The sequence below is a fragment of the Jeotgalibacillus aurantiacus genome, from assembly GCF_020595125.1.
In the GTDB taxonomy this organism is placed as follows: domain Bacteria; phylum Bacillota; class Bacilli; order Bacillales; family Jeotgalibacillaceae; genus Jeotgalibacillus; species Jeotgalibacillus aurantiacus.
On sequence record NZ_JACNMS010000001.1, the window covers coordinates 955562 to 972146 of the forward strand.

Consider the following 16585-nt stretch of genomic DNA (forward strand, 5'->3'; position numbering starts at 1 on the left):
CCAGCGGCGGGCATGGGGCTTATTTCACTGAACTCACAAACTTTCCGGCAAGCTGGCGAACTCCGCCGCGGAACTCACAAACCCGCCGCCTATCCTCACGAACTCAGTGGCTAACCTGACGAATTTAAACGCTGAGCTCACGAACTCTTCCCGACACACCTTTCAAAGACGGTTACCAGCGGCGGCCATGGGGCTTATTTCACTGAACTCACAAACTTTCTCGCAAGCTGACGAACTCCGGTCCGGAACTCACAAACCCGTCGCCTATCCTCACGAATTCACTCCACAACCTCACAAACTCCCCTCTCCGCCAAAAAAGAAAGCCTCCCACATTTTCGGGAGGCTTTCTTCACGCACCAGGCGGCATATTCGGGTCGTCGAGACGCCGCTCGAGGTTGACGAATTTGTTGTATTCCTTGATAAAGGCAAGGGAAACGGTGCCGACCGGGCCGTTACGCTGTTTGGCGATGATGATTTCGATCGTGTTCTGGTTTTCACTTTCTTTATCGTAATAGTCATCACGGTACAGGAAGGCGACGATGTCGGCATCCTGCTCGATACTTCCTGATTCACGAAGATCGGACATCATTGGACGCTTGTCCTGACGTGATTCTACACCACGGGACAGCTGTGACAGGGCAATGAGTGGTACTTCAAGCTCACGTGCGAGTCCTTTTAGGGAACGGGAGATTTCAGAAACCTCCTGCTGCCGGTTCTCACCCGGCTTGCCGGTTCCGTGAATCAGCTGCATGTAGTCAATTAAAATCATGCCGAGACCGTGCTCCTGCTTGAGGCGGCGGCATTTGGCACGGATATCCTGCACGCGGACACCCGGCGTATCATCAATATAGATGCCGGCATTAGAGAGGCTTCCCATCGCCATCGTCAGCTTGCGCCAGTCTTCATCGGTGAGGGCACCGGTACGCAGGTTTTGTGCGTTAATATTGCCTTCTGCGCAGAGCATACGCATGACGAGCTGCTCTGCTCCCATCTCAAGACTGAAGATCGCGACGTTTTCACCTGTTTTGGTCGCCACATTTTGCGCAATGTTCAGGGCAAAGGCGGTCTTACCTACTGATGGACGGGCGGCCACGATGATCAGGTCGTTGCGCTGGAACCCGGCAGTCATGCGGTCGAGCTCATTAAAGCCGGTCGCAATCCCTGTGATGTCGCCTTTTGTGCTGTTGAGCATCTCGATATTATCGTACGTGCGGACAAGAACGTCCTTCATGCTGTGGAAGGCGGACGTATTTTTACGGTTGGCGACTTCCATGATGTTACGTTCCGCTTCAGCTAAAAGGGTTTCCACTTCATCCTCGCGGGCATAGCCGTCCTGGGCGATCGTGGTCGCGGTGCGGATCAGGCGGCGAAGAAGCGCTTTTTCTTCTACGATATGCGCGTAGTACTCGACGTTGGCGGCTGTCGGAACAAAGCCTGCAAGGTCGGTCAGATAAGAGATACCGCCAACATCCTCAAGCTCCTTCATCGCAGACAGTTCTTCCGTTACCGTGACCAGGTCAATCGCTTTTCCGCGGTCGCTCAGGCGCACCATGACTTCGAAGATTCGCTGGTGGGCGCTCCGGTAAAAGTCTTCCGGCATTAAAATTTCCTGTGCAGAAATGAGTGACTGCGGCTCAAGGAATATTGCACCGAGTACAGCCATTTCCGCTTCTATATTCTGGGGCGGCATACGATCCGCAAACTGTTCATTCAAAGCTGGATCCCTCCCGAAAGATTTTGATCGAAAAAAAATGTGATCTCAAATGATCACATTTTTTTAAGTATAGCACGAAATCGGTTCGCCGTTTGCTTAAAAATATTGGGTGAATCCGATTTCCGGTCAGGTTTTATTCTTTTGTTACGTGCACTTTAAGCGTTGCTGTCACTTCGTTGTGCAGCTTGACTGGCACGTTTGTGTAGCCAAGTGAACGAATAGCATCGTCCATTTCGATTTTGCGCTTATCGACTTTAATGTTGTGGCGCTTTTTCAGTTCTTCAGCGATTTGCTTGGACGTGATGGAGCCGAACAGGCGGCCGCCTTCTCCGGATTTTGCTTTCAGTTCAACCGTCAGGGCTTCCACTGTTTCCTTCAGCTTTTTCGCTTCTTCAAGCTCCTGCTGTGCCTCTTTTTCCTGCTTTTTCTTCTGCGCGCTTACCTGGCTCAGGTTCGCATTGTTGGCTTCAACAGCCAGGTTATTTTTCAGGAGAAAGTTGTGTGCGTAGCCGTCTGCTACATTTTTCACTTCGCCTTTTTTACCTTTACCTTTAACATCTTTTAAGAAAATAACTTTCATGATTCTTCCGTTCCTCCTTCGATGTGTTCATTGATCGCCTGTTTGAGCTGTTCGACAGCCTCATCAATGCTGATCCCTTTCAGCTGTGTGGCGGCATTTGTTAAGTGTCCGCCTCCATTGAGCTTTTCCATGATCAGCTGGACATTGACGGTGCCGAGTGAACGGGCACTGATGCCGACTACATCCTCATCCCTGAATGCCACAACAAAGGACGCCGCTACATCCTCCATGGATAAAAGCGTATCTGCTGCCTGTGCGATGATGACAGGATCATGAATCCGGTCATCTTCACCAAACGCAATCGCCATTCCGTGTTTATAAAACGTTACGGTTTCCACTAAACGTGCGCGTTCTACATACGTGGTGACATCCTCACGCAGGAATTGCTGCACTAAAATCGTATCAGCACCAAGCGTTCTGAGGTATGAAGCCGCATCAAATGTTCGCGATCCGGTTCTCATCGTAAAACTTTTTGTATCCACTATTATACCAGCAAGGAGTGCCGTTGCTTCAAGCATTGTGATTTTTTCGTGTTTTGGCTGATAATCCAAAAGCTCTGTCACGAGTTCAGCTGTTGAGGAAGCGTATGGCTCCATATAGACGAGCAGCGGATTTTCAATAAACTCCTCGCCTCTCCGGTGATGGTCAATGACAACGACTTTTTCAGCCTTATTTAATAAACGTTCATCAATCACAAGACTCGGTTTATGCGTATCCACAACGACTAACAGCGTATCCTCTGTCACCATCTCCATCGCTTCTTCCGGTGTGATGATATGGGAATATAAGTCAGGTTTCGTTTTAATCTCTTCGACGAGACGTGTCACGCCGCTGTCGATTTCAGAAAAATCGAGCGCCACAAAGCCTTCCCGCTGATTCATCTGAGCAATTTTCCGGATGCCGATCGCCGCTCCGACTGCATCCATATCCGGGCGTTTATGGCCCATGACAATCACTTTATCACTGCGGATGATCAGTTCACGCAGCGCATGGGAAATCACGCGTGCGCGGACACGGGTCCGCTTTTCGATCGGGTTGGTTTTCCCGCCGAAAAACTTTACTTTACCGTTTGCCTGATTAATGACAACCTGGTCACCACCGCGGCCCAGGGCAAGATCAAGGCTCGACTGCGCCTGCTGACCAAGTTCAGGTAGGGTTTCCGCTCCGGAGCCCACACCAATACTGAGCGTCAGCGGGACATTCTGTTTTGCCGTCGTCTCGCGGATCGTATCTAAAATCGTGAATTTTTCCTGCTCCAGATCACGTAAAATGCGTTCATTCATCACAGCTAAAAAGCGGTCTGATGAAATTCTTTTTACATAAATCTCGTGCTGGTTCGCCCATTGATTTAACAGGGTTGTGACCACACTATTAATATTACTGCGGGCGGAATCATCCATGCCCTGTGTCAGCTCATCGTAGTTATCGAGGAAAATGACAGACAGCACAGTGCGATCCGCTTCGTACTGCTCCTCCACCTCTGACTGTTCCGTCACATCAAAGAAGTACAGCAGTTTTTCTTCCTGACGGTGAACGACTCTGAAAATTCGTCCCTGCCAGGATACGGTTTCCTCTGAGCTGCCGTCCTTTTTAATGACCGGCACAAGTACATCCGCTACATCGTAAAGCGAACGGCCAATCATCGGTCCATCTTCAATAAAAGCGGACAAATAAGGGTTCGACCACTCCACAAAGAAATCATCGTTATAAAGAAGAATTCCAACCGGCATCTCCATCAGCGCTTCTTCCCCTACTCTTTTGACCCGGTAGGAAAGGGTGGATATATACTGCTCTGTATCAAGAAAAAACCGCTTTTCGTATACAAAAGCGAACCACAAAAAAGGAGCAGCCACTGCTGCCGCAAAGAATGCGATGATCCAGTTATAGATGGCAAGGCCTGCAAGAATCAGGGCGAGAATCACCGTCACGCCGATCAGCAGTCTGCGCAAAACCCGGTGTTGAAAATAAGTTGGCATGCTTTCAGCTCCCAAAACGGTTGAACCGTTTGCATTCTGTATAAATTATCTTATCTGATATCAGTGTAAAAGGTTACCTGATATCACTTTCCGGACATTCGCTTTCGTAAATCAAAGCCTAAGTCTATTATACCTAAAATGCGGGTTAATGGATTGATTAATATTCCCAGAATCGTCACAAGAACCATAAGCCCTTTACTCCAGTTTTTATGATGCCCGTAAAACTGGATAAACGACAGCCCCTGCAAAATCATCAGCAATTCAAGCGCAATCTGCAGGTTGATAATCGCATAAGCAAACATCGTCCCTTCCTCCGGCGCACCGATCAATGCTGTTAATAGCACAATGAGGTAATACCAGATCACGCTTTTCGGCAAAGTCAGCTCGCGAAACGGAGTAAAAACCGGCACATCAACCTTCAGTCTCTTCGCGATTGGAAAGTTAACGGCGATCGTAATCCACATTAAAACAGCGACACTGAAGACAAGCAGCGTCGGCAGCAGGAGCTCGATCATCATCATGTTCTGTGACCAGACTTCCTGCACCTGCTCCGTGTCTACCCCGGCATTATTGAACATCGTCACAGACTGATTAAATGATTCTGTCATGATCGTAAAAAACTCTTCAATCACGTTGATCTCAAACACGACAATAGAGATCGCATACTGCACAACAACATTCACTAAAAAGACCAGTGATGAAATGAGCAAAATCGTTAATTTGCTTTTTTTCTGCTGAACCATCCAGCCCATCGCGATCCCGGTCGTTCCATAGGCAACCGCTGCCGGAATCGAGAAAATCCCTCCAATAATTGCAGACACACCAATTGCCGCACCAACCATGATCAGTGATGCATTTATTGAATATTTAGCACTATAAATTAAAAACGGCAATATTAAAAAGAACGCCGTAATGATCGAAATCACCGGCACATAAACGGTTATGAGTAACAGTACAGCAAAAAACGCTGTCAGAATCGCACCTTCAGTTAGCCTCAATGTAGACTGTCTATCCATTTGTTCACCCTCTATTTAAATTCCGGTCCATGAAAATTGGTTCATGTACATTCTATCCGTCTAACGGTCTCCATTCAACCCGCACCCATCCCGAATTGAATTTTCCTGCCAGTTTCCGTTCACGTTTTTGTGTTATTTCGATTTCAAAAAGATTTTTGCACCTGACCCGCTGCCTTAAAGCGCGACCCGGAATCAACCGAAAAAAGCCGGAACCGCTCTTAAAAGAGCAGCCCCGGCTTCACAAACATTTGTTAATTCAATTCACTTTTATCTTCCGCGAGCTGAAAACGATTCACAGCCTGCAGGAGATCGTCACTTAATTCACTTAAGCGTTCTGCTGATTCTGTCACTGTCTGGATCGCGCGCACCTGCTCATCCGTTGACGCAGCAACCTGCTGACAGGAAGCGGCCGTTTCCTCAGACATCGCAGCCATTTCCTGAATAACACGCGTCACGACTTCCTTGCTTGAAGAGACATCTTCGATTTCACGGTACACAGCAAGAATGGATGTCTCCATTGTGCTCATAAAGTCAGACATACGCATAAAGATTTCATTCGTTTTCTCCACAACCTCAGACTGGCTGTCGAAGGTTTCTTTCGTGCGTCCCATTTCTGACACGGCACGCTTGGAGCTGTCCTGAATGTCTACGATCGTCTGCTTTACTTCATCAGTGGCACGTACAGACTGTTCAGCAAGCTTACGGACTTCATCCGCTACAACAGCAAATCCTTTCCCATGCTCTCCCGCACGCGCCGCTTCAATAGAAGCATTCAGTGCCAGAAGATTCGTCTGGGATGAAATGTCTGTAATTGTCGACATCACGCTTTCGATCGTCTGAACCTTCTGCTCAAGGTCTTGAATGACACTTTCCATAGACAGAATAAAGCCTGCAGAGGATTCGTGATAATCTTTTAGCTGTTTCATCTGATTAAGACCATTCTGATTGACTTCCCCTGCTTCACTCGCCACTTCAGACATTTGTCTCGACTGCTCTGAAATCGTATTAATCTGATCACTCAGACGTGAAGACTGGCGGTTTGCTTCATCTGCTTCCTCAGCGGACTGGGTCGCACCGTCTGCAATGTCACTGACCGCACTTGCTACCTGCTCACTGGACGCATTCGTTTCCTCTGCTACAGCACTCAAGCCTTCTGCAGAACCACGCACTTCATCAACAGATGTTTTAACCATTGAAATGATGTCATTCATATGATCAACCATCAGATTAAACTGATGGGACAGATCCCCGATTTCATCCTTGGAGTTTACATCTGATTTGACACTCAGATCCCCATTGGCCACCTGACGCACCGCTTCATTTAAACGCACAATCGGTTTTGAGAAACGCCCTGCCACAATCGACATAATGACCGCTGCGACAATCAGTGTTGCTACGCCAATCACAATTAACAGCAGTAAAATAGACTGTGATTCAGCAGCGATATCACTCTGTTCAAACGCTACCCCAACCTTCCAGCCTGTGTTGGCAGAGGTCGAATAAACGAGCAGCTTATCTGAGCCTTCTAACGTGTACTCAATTGAACCGGTTCCATCCTGGTCACTATAGACGTCCTGAATAAAGTCATAATCCATCAGGCTTTCGCTTTCAAGCGTTGGATGCACCAGTGCAATCCCCTGTGAGGATAATACAAATGGAAAGCCGCCATAGCCGATCTGAGCCTCACCAAGCTTTGATGTTAAATCCCCAAGCTTGACGTCTACCCCGACAACCCCAATCACCTGTCCGCCGCTCTGGATGCCTTTAGAGGCTGTAATGACGTATTCACCTGTTGCTTCATCAATATAAGGCTCACTCCATAAAATCTCGTCAGGCGCAGCTGCTGAATTGATGTACCAGTCACGCGTGGTTGCATCAAAATCAGCAGGCAGGTCTACAAATGGCGAGATAAGAAGCGATCCATTATCTGCCGCAACATAAATAGAGGATGGATCAGAATAGATCCCCAGGTACTCTTCCAATAATGATTCCAGCTCACCAGGTGATGCCGCATCCCCGTCCTCTAAGGAAGACTCAACGTATTCAATCGCCGTTGTGGTCGATGCTACCTGTTCAATACTTCGTCCATACTGATCTAAAAACGTTTCTACTGTATTATTCAATTCTCCTGCGATTCCTTCAGCCTGAGAGAGAACATTATTCTCTGTCCGATCGTGAAGCTGCCACCCTGTTAAACCGAGTAACACAACAAATGACGCAATTAAAACGACAGAAGTTGTCAAAATCAGCTTCATCCGGATTGATTGTAACTGCTTTTTCATCCTTTTCACCTCATGCTGTCTGTAATCAGTCCACACTTAAAGTAGTTAGTAAGTCATGACTGTCTATTACATACATCGGATCATACCGGATTTTTTAAAGGGTTAATTTAAGTTTTTTATAGTTCTATATGCTTATTTAATAAAAACTTTTTATATAAAAAGAAATGATAACTGAAACTTAAACCTGTTTTGCAATAAAAATTGGTTTTTTTCGAGAAAGGTGTCTTTACATGACGTTTTATGTCGCATAAAGTAGGGAAATTTCAGAGTACGTAATAAAAAGGAGGGTTCATTCATTCGACATCATGACCATGTTCTATTTGCAGAGCTATCTGCCGGTAATCAGGATGCACTAAGCCAGCTTTATGATCGATATGTTGCTCTGCTGTGGAAGGTTGTCTATGGGAAAACGAAGGATCCCGCTTTGACAGAAGAAGTGATTCAATGTGTATTCAAGAAGCTTTGGCAAGATCCAAAGTCTTTTACATATGATCGATTTTTAGCGAAAGAGTTAATCAGGCAGTGTATGGAGGAAATTGAAGGGGTAAAAGTGTCATGAAACGCGTCTCCCCCTTTCCTTTGTCTAGCTGCGGCCGCGAAAAGAGAGGGGTATTCTTGCACGGTTCATATATAATACAACAATAAAAAAGACTGACTCAGCGAAGAGTCAGTCCTTTTTTATTATTCACCAGATACGAATGGTAGTAATGCCATTGTACGTGAACGTTTGATTGCGATTGTTAACATACGCTGATACTTAGCGCTTGTTCCAGTCACACGACGTGGAAGAATTTTTCCACGCTCTGAGATAAACTTTCTTAGTAGATCTACGTCTTTATAATCGATGTGTGTAATACCGTTTGAAGTAAAGTAGCACACCTTTTTACGACGACGACCGCCTCTGCGTCCTCCTGCCATGGGATTCCCCTCCTTCTTTTTTAGATTTTATAATAAGTTACACCTTAGAATGGCAGATCATCATCTGAAATGTCGATCTGCTGACCGTCATTTGAGAATGGGTCCTTGTCCACTCTTGTGTAGTTCTGGTTATTCTGGTTGCTCTGATTGTCGCGCGGCTGCTGACCGAAGTTATTGTTATCCTGATAACCCTGGTTGCTTCCATATCCTCCGCCGGATTGACCGCCGGAAGCATTTTTCGGCTCAAGGAACTGCACGCTTTCAGCAACAACTTCTGTTACGTATACGCGTTTTCCTTCCTGGTTATCATAGCTTCGTGTCTGAATCCGTCCGTCAACGCCTGCAAGACTGCCTTTTTTGAGGAAGTTTGCCACGTTTTCGGCTGGTCGGCGCCATACGACACAGTTGATGAAGTCCGCTTCACGGTCACCCTGCTGATTCGTGAAAGCACGATTAACAGCAAGTGTGAACGTGGCTACCGCGGCACCACTTGGCGTATAACGCAGATCCGGATCCTTGGTTAACCGACCGACTAATACGACTCGATTCATCATCAGAACCAGCTCCTTTGTCTTTGCATCAGCCGGCTTACACCTGCTGTTGCATTGGGTACTGCTCTATCGGTAAAAATTACTTTTCGTCTTCACGGATTGTCATGTGGCGGACGATATCTTCGCTGATTTTAGCCAGACGATCGAATTCGTTGATAGCCTCAGAACCTGAGTTCAACTTCACGATCTGGTAGAAACCTTCGCGATAATCGTTGATTTCGTAAGCGAAACGACGCTTACCCCACTCTTTTGACTCGATGATCTCCGCTCCGTTTGTCGTAAGGATGTTTTCGAAACGCTCAGTTACAGCTTTCTTCTGATCCTCATCAACGTCTGGACGGACAATGTACATGATTTCGTACTTTCTCATCGGTATTCACCTCCTTATGGTCTATGCGGCCTTCTGCTTCCAGAAGACAAGAAGTAATAACTCTATCTATTACTCACAAGGTAAAAGTATATCATAGTTGGTTTGGTTGTACAAGGTGGTGTTTGATGTTTGTCCAAAGTTTTGGAAAACGTGTCTTTCTATAATGAAAAAGACCGGAATCACTCATTACTGAGCTTATTCCAGTCTCTTTATTTAGTCGGTGAGCTCCACACACCTCTTCTAAATGTATTACACGTTAAAACGGAAGTGAATGACATCTCCGTCTTTTACGATATATTCTTTTCCTTCAAGACGAACTTTTCCGGCTTCTTTAGCTGGTGTCATACCGCCTGATCCGATCAGGTCATCATAAGATACCGTTTCTGCACGGATGAACCCGCGCTCGAAGTCAGTGTGGATGATTCCTGCACACTGAGGCGCCTTCATGCCGTGGCGGAATGTCCATGCACGTACTTCCTGAACGCCTGCTGTGAAGTATGTCGCAAGACCAAGAAGGTTATACGTTGCGCGGATCAGCTGATCAAGGCCTGACTCTTCAATGCCAAGCTCCTGCAGGAACATTGCTTTTTCCTCATCGTCAAGCTCAGCGATTTCTTCTTCGATCTTTGCACAAACGACGATCACCTCTGCATTATCATCAGCAGCAAACTCCTGTACACGCTTTACATATTCGTTGTTTGAAGGATCTGCGATTTCATCTTCAGCTACATTCGCTGCATAAAGCATCGGTTTACTTGTGAGAAGATGCATACCTTTTGCAATTTTCGCCTGTTCTTCTGAAAGTTCAACCGTACGGGCAGCCTGGTTGTTTTCAAGTGCTTCTTTGATTTTTTCAAGTACCGCCATTTCAGCTACGGCTTCTTTATCCTTCTGTTTCGCCATCTTGCCGACGCGGCCGATGCGTTTATCAACGGCTTCAAGGTCTGCTAAAATCAGCTCAAGATTGATGACTTCAATATCATCAATCGGATCCACTTTTCCGGAAACGTGTGTAATGTTGTCATCAGCGAAGCAGCGGACAACCTGAACGATCGCGTCCACTTCACGGATGTGTGAAAGGAACTTGTTTCCTAGTCCTTCACCCTTACTTGCACCTTTAACGATCCCGGCAATATCGGTAAATTCAAATGCTGTTGGAACTGTTTTTTTCGGCTGTACAAGCTCAGTCAGCTTATTTAAACGCGGGTCCGGTACTTCTACGATGCCCACGTTTGGATCAATCGTACAGAACGGGTAGTTGGCGGATTCTGCACCCGCTTTTGTTATTGCATTAAATAAAGTAGATTTCCCTACGTTCGGAAGACCTACAATTCCTGCTGTTAATGCCATTTTATTCACTCCATATCTCAAACATTTTCATGTGACGTGTCAACTTCAAACCTCACATAATTATAAAGATTCCGCGCGCTAAATACAAGAGTACCTGTTTTAATGGTTTGTATGTGGGGGAGGTTGGTGAGTGTGAGTTGGAGGTCTGGGTAAAAAAGCGTGGGATGGATCGACAGAAATTTTAATACTATGAACAAATATTACAGTGCGATCAACAATAATAAAGGCTCTATCGACACAATTTTTCGTGCTATCGACAATTTCAACCCCCGGCAGACAGTCTATCAACAGAAACTGCTCACCTTGTGACAGAAATAATGATCCTAACGACATGAATCCCAGAGTACCAACAGCAACTTCGCTCGCAGGTAGTCGTATCCTATCCGCGGACAGAAAGAAACTCCCTTTCATCACGAAAGAGAGCTTCTTTACTTATTCCTCATGCTTCACAAGCACTTTCTTCATTTTACGGGAGAATTCTTTCCGCGGGATCATGACGCTGTGGGAGCAGCCTTCACATTTGATGCGGATATCCATGCCCATGCGGATGATTTTCCAGCGATTCGTGCCGCATGGATGCTGTTTTTTCATCTCCACAATATCGTTTAGTCCAAATTCTTTTTCTTCCACGAAAAGTTCCTCCTATTCTGTTGATTTTTTGTTCAATTGCTTGCCGGCTTCTTCGCGTGAATACATGACCATGCGAGGGAACGGGATTTCGATTCCGAGTCCGTCAAGATGCTGCTTGATTTCTCGTCGCAGTTCACGGGCGATATACCAATGTTTCATTGGCTGGGTCTCAGCAATGACACGCATGACGACTTCAGAAGCACCGAGTGTCTGTACACCTAAAAGCTCAGGCTTCATGACGATCTCTTCATACTTCCCTTCAAGCGAATCACAGAACTTACGGATTTCATCCTGTGCCCGTTCAATATCTTCTTCATAAGCAATGCTGATGTCAACAACAGCCACACTATTATGAATAGAGAAGTTCGTCACTTCTGTGATATTTCCGTTCGGAAAAATGTGAAGCTCACCTGTCCAGCTCTTTACTTTGGTTGTACGCAGACCGATCTCTTCGACGTGACCTTCCGCCTGACCAATTCTTACATAGTCACCTACTGAAAACTGATCTTCAAAAATAATGAAAAATCCGGTGATAATATCGCGGACAAGGTTTTGTGCACCGAAACCGACGGCCAGACCGAGAATTCCGGCACCTGCAATTAACCCGCGGACATCTATATCCACAGCTGACAAAATCGCCAGGATCGCAACGAAGTAAACGACGTATGCAACCACGTTCTGCAGCAGCTTTAAGAGGGTCGCTTCCCGTCTTTCTGACAGCTGCATCGGAGCACGTGAGCGTACTGTGAACACTTTTTGTATGACTTTTTTGGCAATCCGTACTACAATACCTGCAACCAGTATAATAAAAATGATTTTGAGGGAGACAAGGCTGAAGGAGATCCACGTTTCTTCATTTGTCAGATACGCGACCATCGATTCCCACATTTGTCCTATCGCGCTCAAACTCTCTTCGACTTGTTCGTTTTGCTGGTTTTCCATACATCCACTTCCTCTGAAATAATGACTATAGTTTATCAGCATCCCGCGACAAAGAAAAATAAAAACAAATAAAATAAAAAATGTTCTTTAAAAAGAACAAAAAGTATTATATAATGAACAAAAGAGGTTGAATAACATAGAATCGAATAACCAATACTGGATTTAAGAGAGGGGTTGTCCAACCATGACACAACCAATTCCATCCTGCCAGGTTACACCGACAAGCTGCCGAAGCCACGTGGAAGATTCAATGACACCTCATCGTCTGGCGAGAGAACTCGCAGCCCGCTATCCATCCGATGGGCGTCCGATTGTCTTTGTCTGTATCGGAACGGACCGGTCTACAGGGGACTCGCTCGGACCGTTAACCGGTTCATTATTAGAGAAACGGAAGCTGCCTCACTTTTTCCAATATGGCACATTAAAAGAACCGGTACATGCCTTAAATCTCGAAGAAGTGATTGAGCGAATCCGTTTCCTTCATCATGATGCATTTATCGTGGGGATCGATGCATGTCTCGGACATTTTAAAAATATCGGATACCTTGAAGTCGGTGACGGCCCGGTTCGTCCGGGGGCCGGCGTACACAAGGAACTTCCGGCAACCGGTGACATTCATATTATCGGTATTGTTAATGCAGGCGGTTTTATGGAACATGCGATGCTTCAGAACACCCGCTTATATCTGGTCAATGAAATGGCAACGATGATCGCAGACGCGATTCATTACTCCAATATTCTTTACCGTAAGGATGTTATGACAGGTTCCCATAAAAATATACAGCAGTCACAATAGTCCCAACGACTAAAATACCCGGCAGCAGGTTGGCCACTCTGATTTTTGTGATCCCGATCAGATTTAATCCGATCGCAAAAATCATCAGGCCGCCTGTTGCTGTCATTTCAGCGATAAATTGATCCATTAACGGAGCCGGAACAAACTTATCAATCTGCGTGGCAAAAAGCGCGATGGATCCCTGATATAAAATAACCGGAATTGCTGAAAACAGTACGCCAATGCCCAGCGTGGAAGCTAAGATAATTGAGGTAAAGCCATCAATTATAGATTTCGTATATAACACCTGATGATCGCCCCGGATCCCTGAATCCAGCGCCCCAATAACAGCCATCGCACCGATCACAAAAATCAGCGTGGCCGTGACAAACCCCTGGGATATACTCGTATCTCCATTCGTACCAACCTGACGCTCAATCCATCGTCCCATCGCATTCAGCTTATCATCAAGCCCCATCCATTCACCGAGCACCGCTCCGATGACCAGACTTAAAATCACGATCAGGTAGTTGTTACTCTGAAGCCCCATCTGAAGACCAAGGACCACCACTGCAAGACCAATCGCTGACATAACAGTTGCTTTCATCCGCTCAGGAATCCGGTGAAGCATCTTCCCAATCAGCGTGCCTACAATGATTAACAGGCCATTGACCAATGTTCCCAATAACACCATGGATACAGTCTTCCTTTCTGGCAAAAAGAACAGACCGGGCAGTGAGCCAGGTCCGCTGTTACTCCTCCTGACCTCCGTCAAGAAGCGCTAAAATCCGGTTCAAATCATCCTCTGACAGGAACTCGATTTCAATTTTCCCTTTGCTTTTTCCTTTTTTAATCGCAACACTTGTCCCAAAACGTTCACGCAGGTAGCTTTCCTGCTTTTTAATATAAGGATCTGCCTGTTTCTTCTTTAATTCTTTTGACGGTTTTTGATTCAGCTGTTGAATCAGCGCCTCAAGCTGACGCACATTTAATCCTTCTTTGACGATCCGCTCCGCTAATTGAAGCGCAGCTGCCTGATCTTTAATCCCTGCAAGGGCACGGGCATGGCCCATCGAAATCTTTTGACCGGAAAGCATCTCCTGCAGCTTGTCTGACAGCTGTAACAGTCTCAGATGATTGGCAATGTGAGGACGGCTTTTGCCAACCTTCTGTGCCAGCTCATCCTGCGTGATTTTCAGCTTTTTCATGAGCGTTTCATACGCTTTCGCCTCTTCAATCGGCGTCAGATCCTCACGCTGAAGATTTTCAAGCACAGAAAGCTCCATCATCTGCCTGTCATTGAGCTCGCGAACGACCGCTGGAATATGCGTCAGGTCGGCGGCTTTGGCAGCACGAAATCTGCGTTCACCCGCTACAATTTCAAAGCCTTTAATGCTTTTTCTCACAATGATCGGTTGCATGATTCCGTGGATTTTAACTGAATCCGTCAGTTCGCGTAACGGACCATCCTCAAAGATCTTCCTCGGCTGATACGGATTCGGCCGGATATCCTTCACCGACAGCTGCTGAATCTGCTCATCCTCAATCGACGACATATCCTTAAAAAGTTTATTTACACCTTTTCCAAGACCTTTAGCCATTTTTAATCACTTCCTTTGCGAGTTCCAGATACACTTCCGCACCTCTTGATTTCGCATCATATAAAATAACCGGCAGCCCGTGACTCGGTGCTTCACTGAGTCGGACATTTCTAGGAATGACGGTCCGGTATACCTTATCCTGAAAATACTTCTTCACTTCTTCGATCACCTGAATCCCAAGGTTTGTCCGGGCATCGAGCATCGTCAGCAACACTCCGTCAATTAGCAGACGGTTATTTAAATGCTTTTGTACAAGACGTACTGTACTGAGCAGCTGACTTAACCCTTCAAGCGCGTAATATTCACACTGCACAGGGATAATAAGGGCATCTGAAGCAGTTAACGCATTGATCGTCAGCATACCGAGTGATGGCGGACAGTCGATGACGATAAAATCGTACTGATCCTGCACTTCCTGTAAAGCGGATTTCAGCCGTATTTCCCGGGAAATCATTGATACAAGTTCGATTTCTGCTCCGGCGAGAGAAATCGTAGCCGGGATAGCATCGAGATTTTCAACGGTAGTCTGACGGATAATCGGCTTAATATTCGCGTCATCAATTAAAATGTCATAAATGCACTGATCCACTTCCCCTTTATCAATGCCAACACCGCTTGTGGCATTCCCCTGGGGGTCTGTATCAACGAGCAGCACTTTTTTTCCTAAATAAGCAAGGCATGCACTTAAATTAACGGAGGTGGTCGTTTTTCCGACTCCTCCTTTTTGATTCGTGATGGCGATAATTCTTCCCATGTTGGTCACCTGTCCTTACTGCACCGTCACGGTATTGCGGTACAAACTTTCATAGAATGATTGCATCCTTCAAACGGCCTGCAAGTGCATGGACGATTCCCCATGCCGGATATTTATGTATAAAAGTCCAATAGTCAGTGGCGTTAAAAAACCGAATTCGCTTTACGTAAATAAAGAATAATTTTATTTTAACAGACATTTTAAAAAATAGTTTTGAAAATCGGCTCTGATGATAAAAAAAAGCAAGAAACACAGAAGTGCTTCTTACTTTTTCTTTTTTGGAAGTTTAATCGTGATCTGATAGTAATCATCAAATTCCTCTTCCTGCGAATCCAGCTTCATTCCGGAATCAGAAATCATATTCAGTGACTGACGAATCGTATTGACCGCAATCCGGACGTCTTTATTAAATGCTTTACGCTTCGGCTTCGGTTTTATTTCTTTTGTTTCCAGGAGCTTTTGAACGCGCAGTTCAGTCTGTTTCACATTCAGCTGCTGTTCAATCACTTCTTCCGCCACTTTGACCTGCAGCTCACTGTCCTTTAAAGGAATGAGCGCACGCGCGTGACGTTCTGTGATCTGTTTTTGAATAATGCTCTCCTGGACAAATTCAGGCAGCTTTAACAGGCGAAGTTTATTCGCAACGGTTGACTGACCTTTACCGAGCCTTTGAGCGAGGGCTTCCTGCGTTAATTCGTGGAGGTCTAACAGCTTCTGATAAGCCATGGCCTCTTCAACAGGTGATAATTCTTCGCGCTGAAGGTTTTCAATGAGCGCAACAGAGGCTGTTTCCGTATCACTCAGGTTTTTCACGATGGCCGGCACAGTTTCCCATTCCAGTGATTTCATCGCGCGCCATCTGCGTTCCCCGGCAATAATCTCAAATGAACCATCGCCGCTTTCCCGCACGACGATCGGCTGAATAATCCCGTGCGTATGAATCGTACGGGCCAGTTCCTCTATTTTCTCATCATCAAAAATCGTTCTCGGCTGAAAACGGTTCGGTTTAATTTGATGAATATCAATCTGTTTGACTTCTTCTTTATGTTCCGTGGTTTCAGGCGAAACAGGCTCGTCCTTATCACCAAGGCCAAAGATCCGCGAAAACGGAGTCTTCATCAAGACA

Annotated in this window: 16 protein-coding genes; 1 reads left to right on the forward strand and 15 read right to left on the reverse strand. The window is 46.0% G+C overall.

From position 1 onward, the window contains the following. Window positions 1–349 precede the first annotated feature (349 nt). The 11 genes from dnaB to H7968_RS04575 all read right to left on the reverse strand — a co-directional run bounded on the left by dnaB (window position 350) and on the right by H7968_RS04575 (window position 12329). The gene (gene dnaB / locus H7968_RS04520; protein WP_227395031.1) at window positions 350–1714 is read right to left on the reverse strand and encodes a replicative DNA helicase; all 1365 of its coding nucleotides are present in this window, start codon (window positions 1712–1714) and stop codon (window positions 350–352) included. 133 nt (window positions 1715–1847) lie between these two features. Next, window positions 1848–2294, reverse strand: a complete 447-nt coding sequence (gene rplI, locus H7968_RS04525) for a 50S ribosomal protein L9 (RefSeq protein WP_227395032.1) — start codon at window positions 2292–2294, stop codon at window positions 1848–1850. Further along, the gene (locus H7968_RS04530) at window positions 2291–4270 is read right to left on the reverse strand and encodes a DHH family phosphoesterase (RefSeq protein WP_227395033.1); all 1980 of its coding nucleotides are present in this window, start codon (window positions 4268–4270) and stop codon (window positions 2291–2293) included. The genes rplI and H7968_RS04530 overlap by 4 nt, the downstream gene beginning before the upstream one ends. A gap of 83 nt (window positions 4271–4353) precedes the next feature. Then, window positions 4354–5286, reverse strand: coding sequence for a YybS family protein (locus tag H7968_RS04535; protein WP_227395034.1), 933 nt, complete (start codon window positions 5284–5286; stop codon window positions 4354–4356). A gap of 251 nt (window positions 5287–5537) precedes the next feature. After that, window positions 5538–7568, reverse strand: a complete 2031-nt coding sequence (locus H7968_RS04540; RefSeq protein WP_227395035.1) for a methyl-accepting chemotaxis protein — start codon at window positions 7566–7568, stop codon at window positions 5538–5540. A gap of 681 nt (window positions 7569–8249) precedes the next feature. Then, a complete protein-coding gene (rpsR, locus tag H7968_RS04550) occupies window positions 8250–8486 on the reverse strand; it encodes a 30S ribosomal protein S18 (protein ID WP_134375630.1) in 237 nt (78 codons plus the stop codon). 44 nt (window positions 8487–8530) lie between these two features. Then, complete coding sequence (gene ssb / locus H7968_RS04555) at window positions 8531–9040, reverse strand: single-stranded DNA-binding protein (RefSeq protein WP_134375629.1); 510 nt, start codon at window positions 9038–9040, stop codon at window positions 8531–8533. Between the two features lie 76 nt (window positions 9041–9116). Next, window positions 9117–9407, reverse strand: a complete 291-nt coding sequence (gene rpsF, locus H7968_RS04560; RefSeq protein WP_134375628.1) for a 30S ribosomal protein S6 — start codon at window positions 9405–9407, stop codon at window positions 9117–9119. 249 nt (window positions 9408–9656) lie between these two features. Then, a complete protein-coding gene (ychF, locus tag H7968_RS04565) occupies window positions 9657–10757 on the reverse strand; it encodes a redox-regulated ATPase YchF (RefSeq protein ID WP_227395036.1) in 1101 nt (366 codons plus the stop codon). A 432-nt stretch (window positions 10758–11189) separates the two neighbouring features. Further along, window positions 11190–11387 carry a DUF951 domain-containing protein gene (locus H7968_RS04570; protein WP_134375626.1) on the reverse strand — a complete coding sequence of 66 codons (198 nt, stop codon included), beginning with the start codon at window positions 11385–11387 and terminating at the stop codon, window positions 11190–11192. 12 nt (window positions 11388–11399) lie between these two features. Further along, window positions 11400–12329 carry a mechanosensitive ion channel family protein gene (locus H7968_RS04575; protein WP_227395037.1) on the reverse strand — a complete coding sequence of 310 codons (930 nt, stop codon included), beginning with the start codon at window positions 12327–12329 and terminating at the stop codon, window positions 11400–11402. A 184-nt stretch (window positions 12330–12513) separates the two neighbouring features. Here H7968_RS04575 and yyaC point away from each other — a divergent pair, with 184 nt between their 5' ends. Further along, entirely contained in the window at window positions 12514–13125 is a 612-nt protein-coding gene (gene yyaC, locus H7968_RS04580; RefSeq protein WP_406566351.1) for a spore protease YyaC, read from the forward strand. Here the strand turns inward: yyaC and H7968_RS04585 are convergent. The 4 genes from H7968_RS04585 to noc all read right to left on the reverse strand — a co-directional run bounded on the left by H7968_RS04585 (window position 13085) and on the right by noc (window position 16578). Continuing rightward, window positions 13085–13798, reverse strand: a complete 714-nt coding sequence (locus H7968_RS04585; protein WP_227395038.1) for a DUF554 domain-containing protein — start codon at window positions 13796–13798, stop codon at window positions 13085–13087. The two genes, yyaC and H7968_RS04585, sit on opposite strands and share 41 nt — an antisense overlap. A 58-nt stretch (window positions 13799–13856) precedes the next feature. Continuing rightward, window positions 13857–14705: a ParB/RepB/Spo0J family partition protein gene (locus H7968_RS04590; protein ID WP_227395039.1), complete on the reverse strand. Its 849-nt coding sequence runs from the start codon at window positions 14703–14705 to the stop codon at window positions 13857–13859. Then, a complete protein-coding gene (locus H7968_RS04595; protein WP_227395040.1) occupies window positions 14698–15459 on the reverse strand; it encodes a ParA family protein in 762 nt (253 codons plus the stop codon). Before H7968_RS04595 ends, H7968_RS04590 begins: the two co-directional genes overlap by 8 nt. Before the next feature lie 264 nt (window positions 15460–15723). Further along, entirely contained in the window at window positions 15724–16578 is an 855-nt protein-coding gene (gene noc / locus H7968_RS04600; protein WP_134375621.1) for a nucleoid occlusion protein, read from the reverse strand. Window positions 16579–16585: the final 7 nt, after the last annotated feature.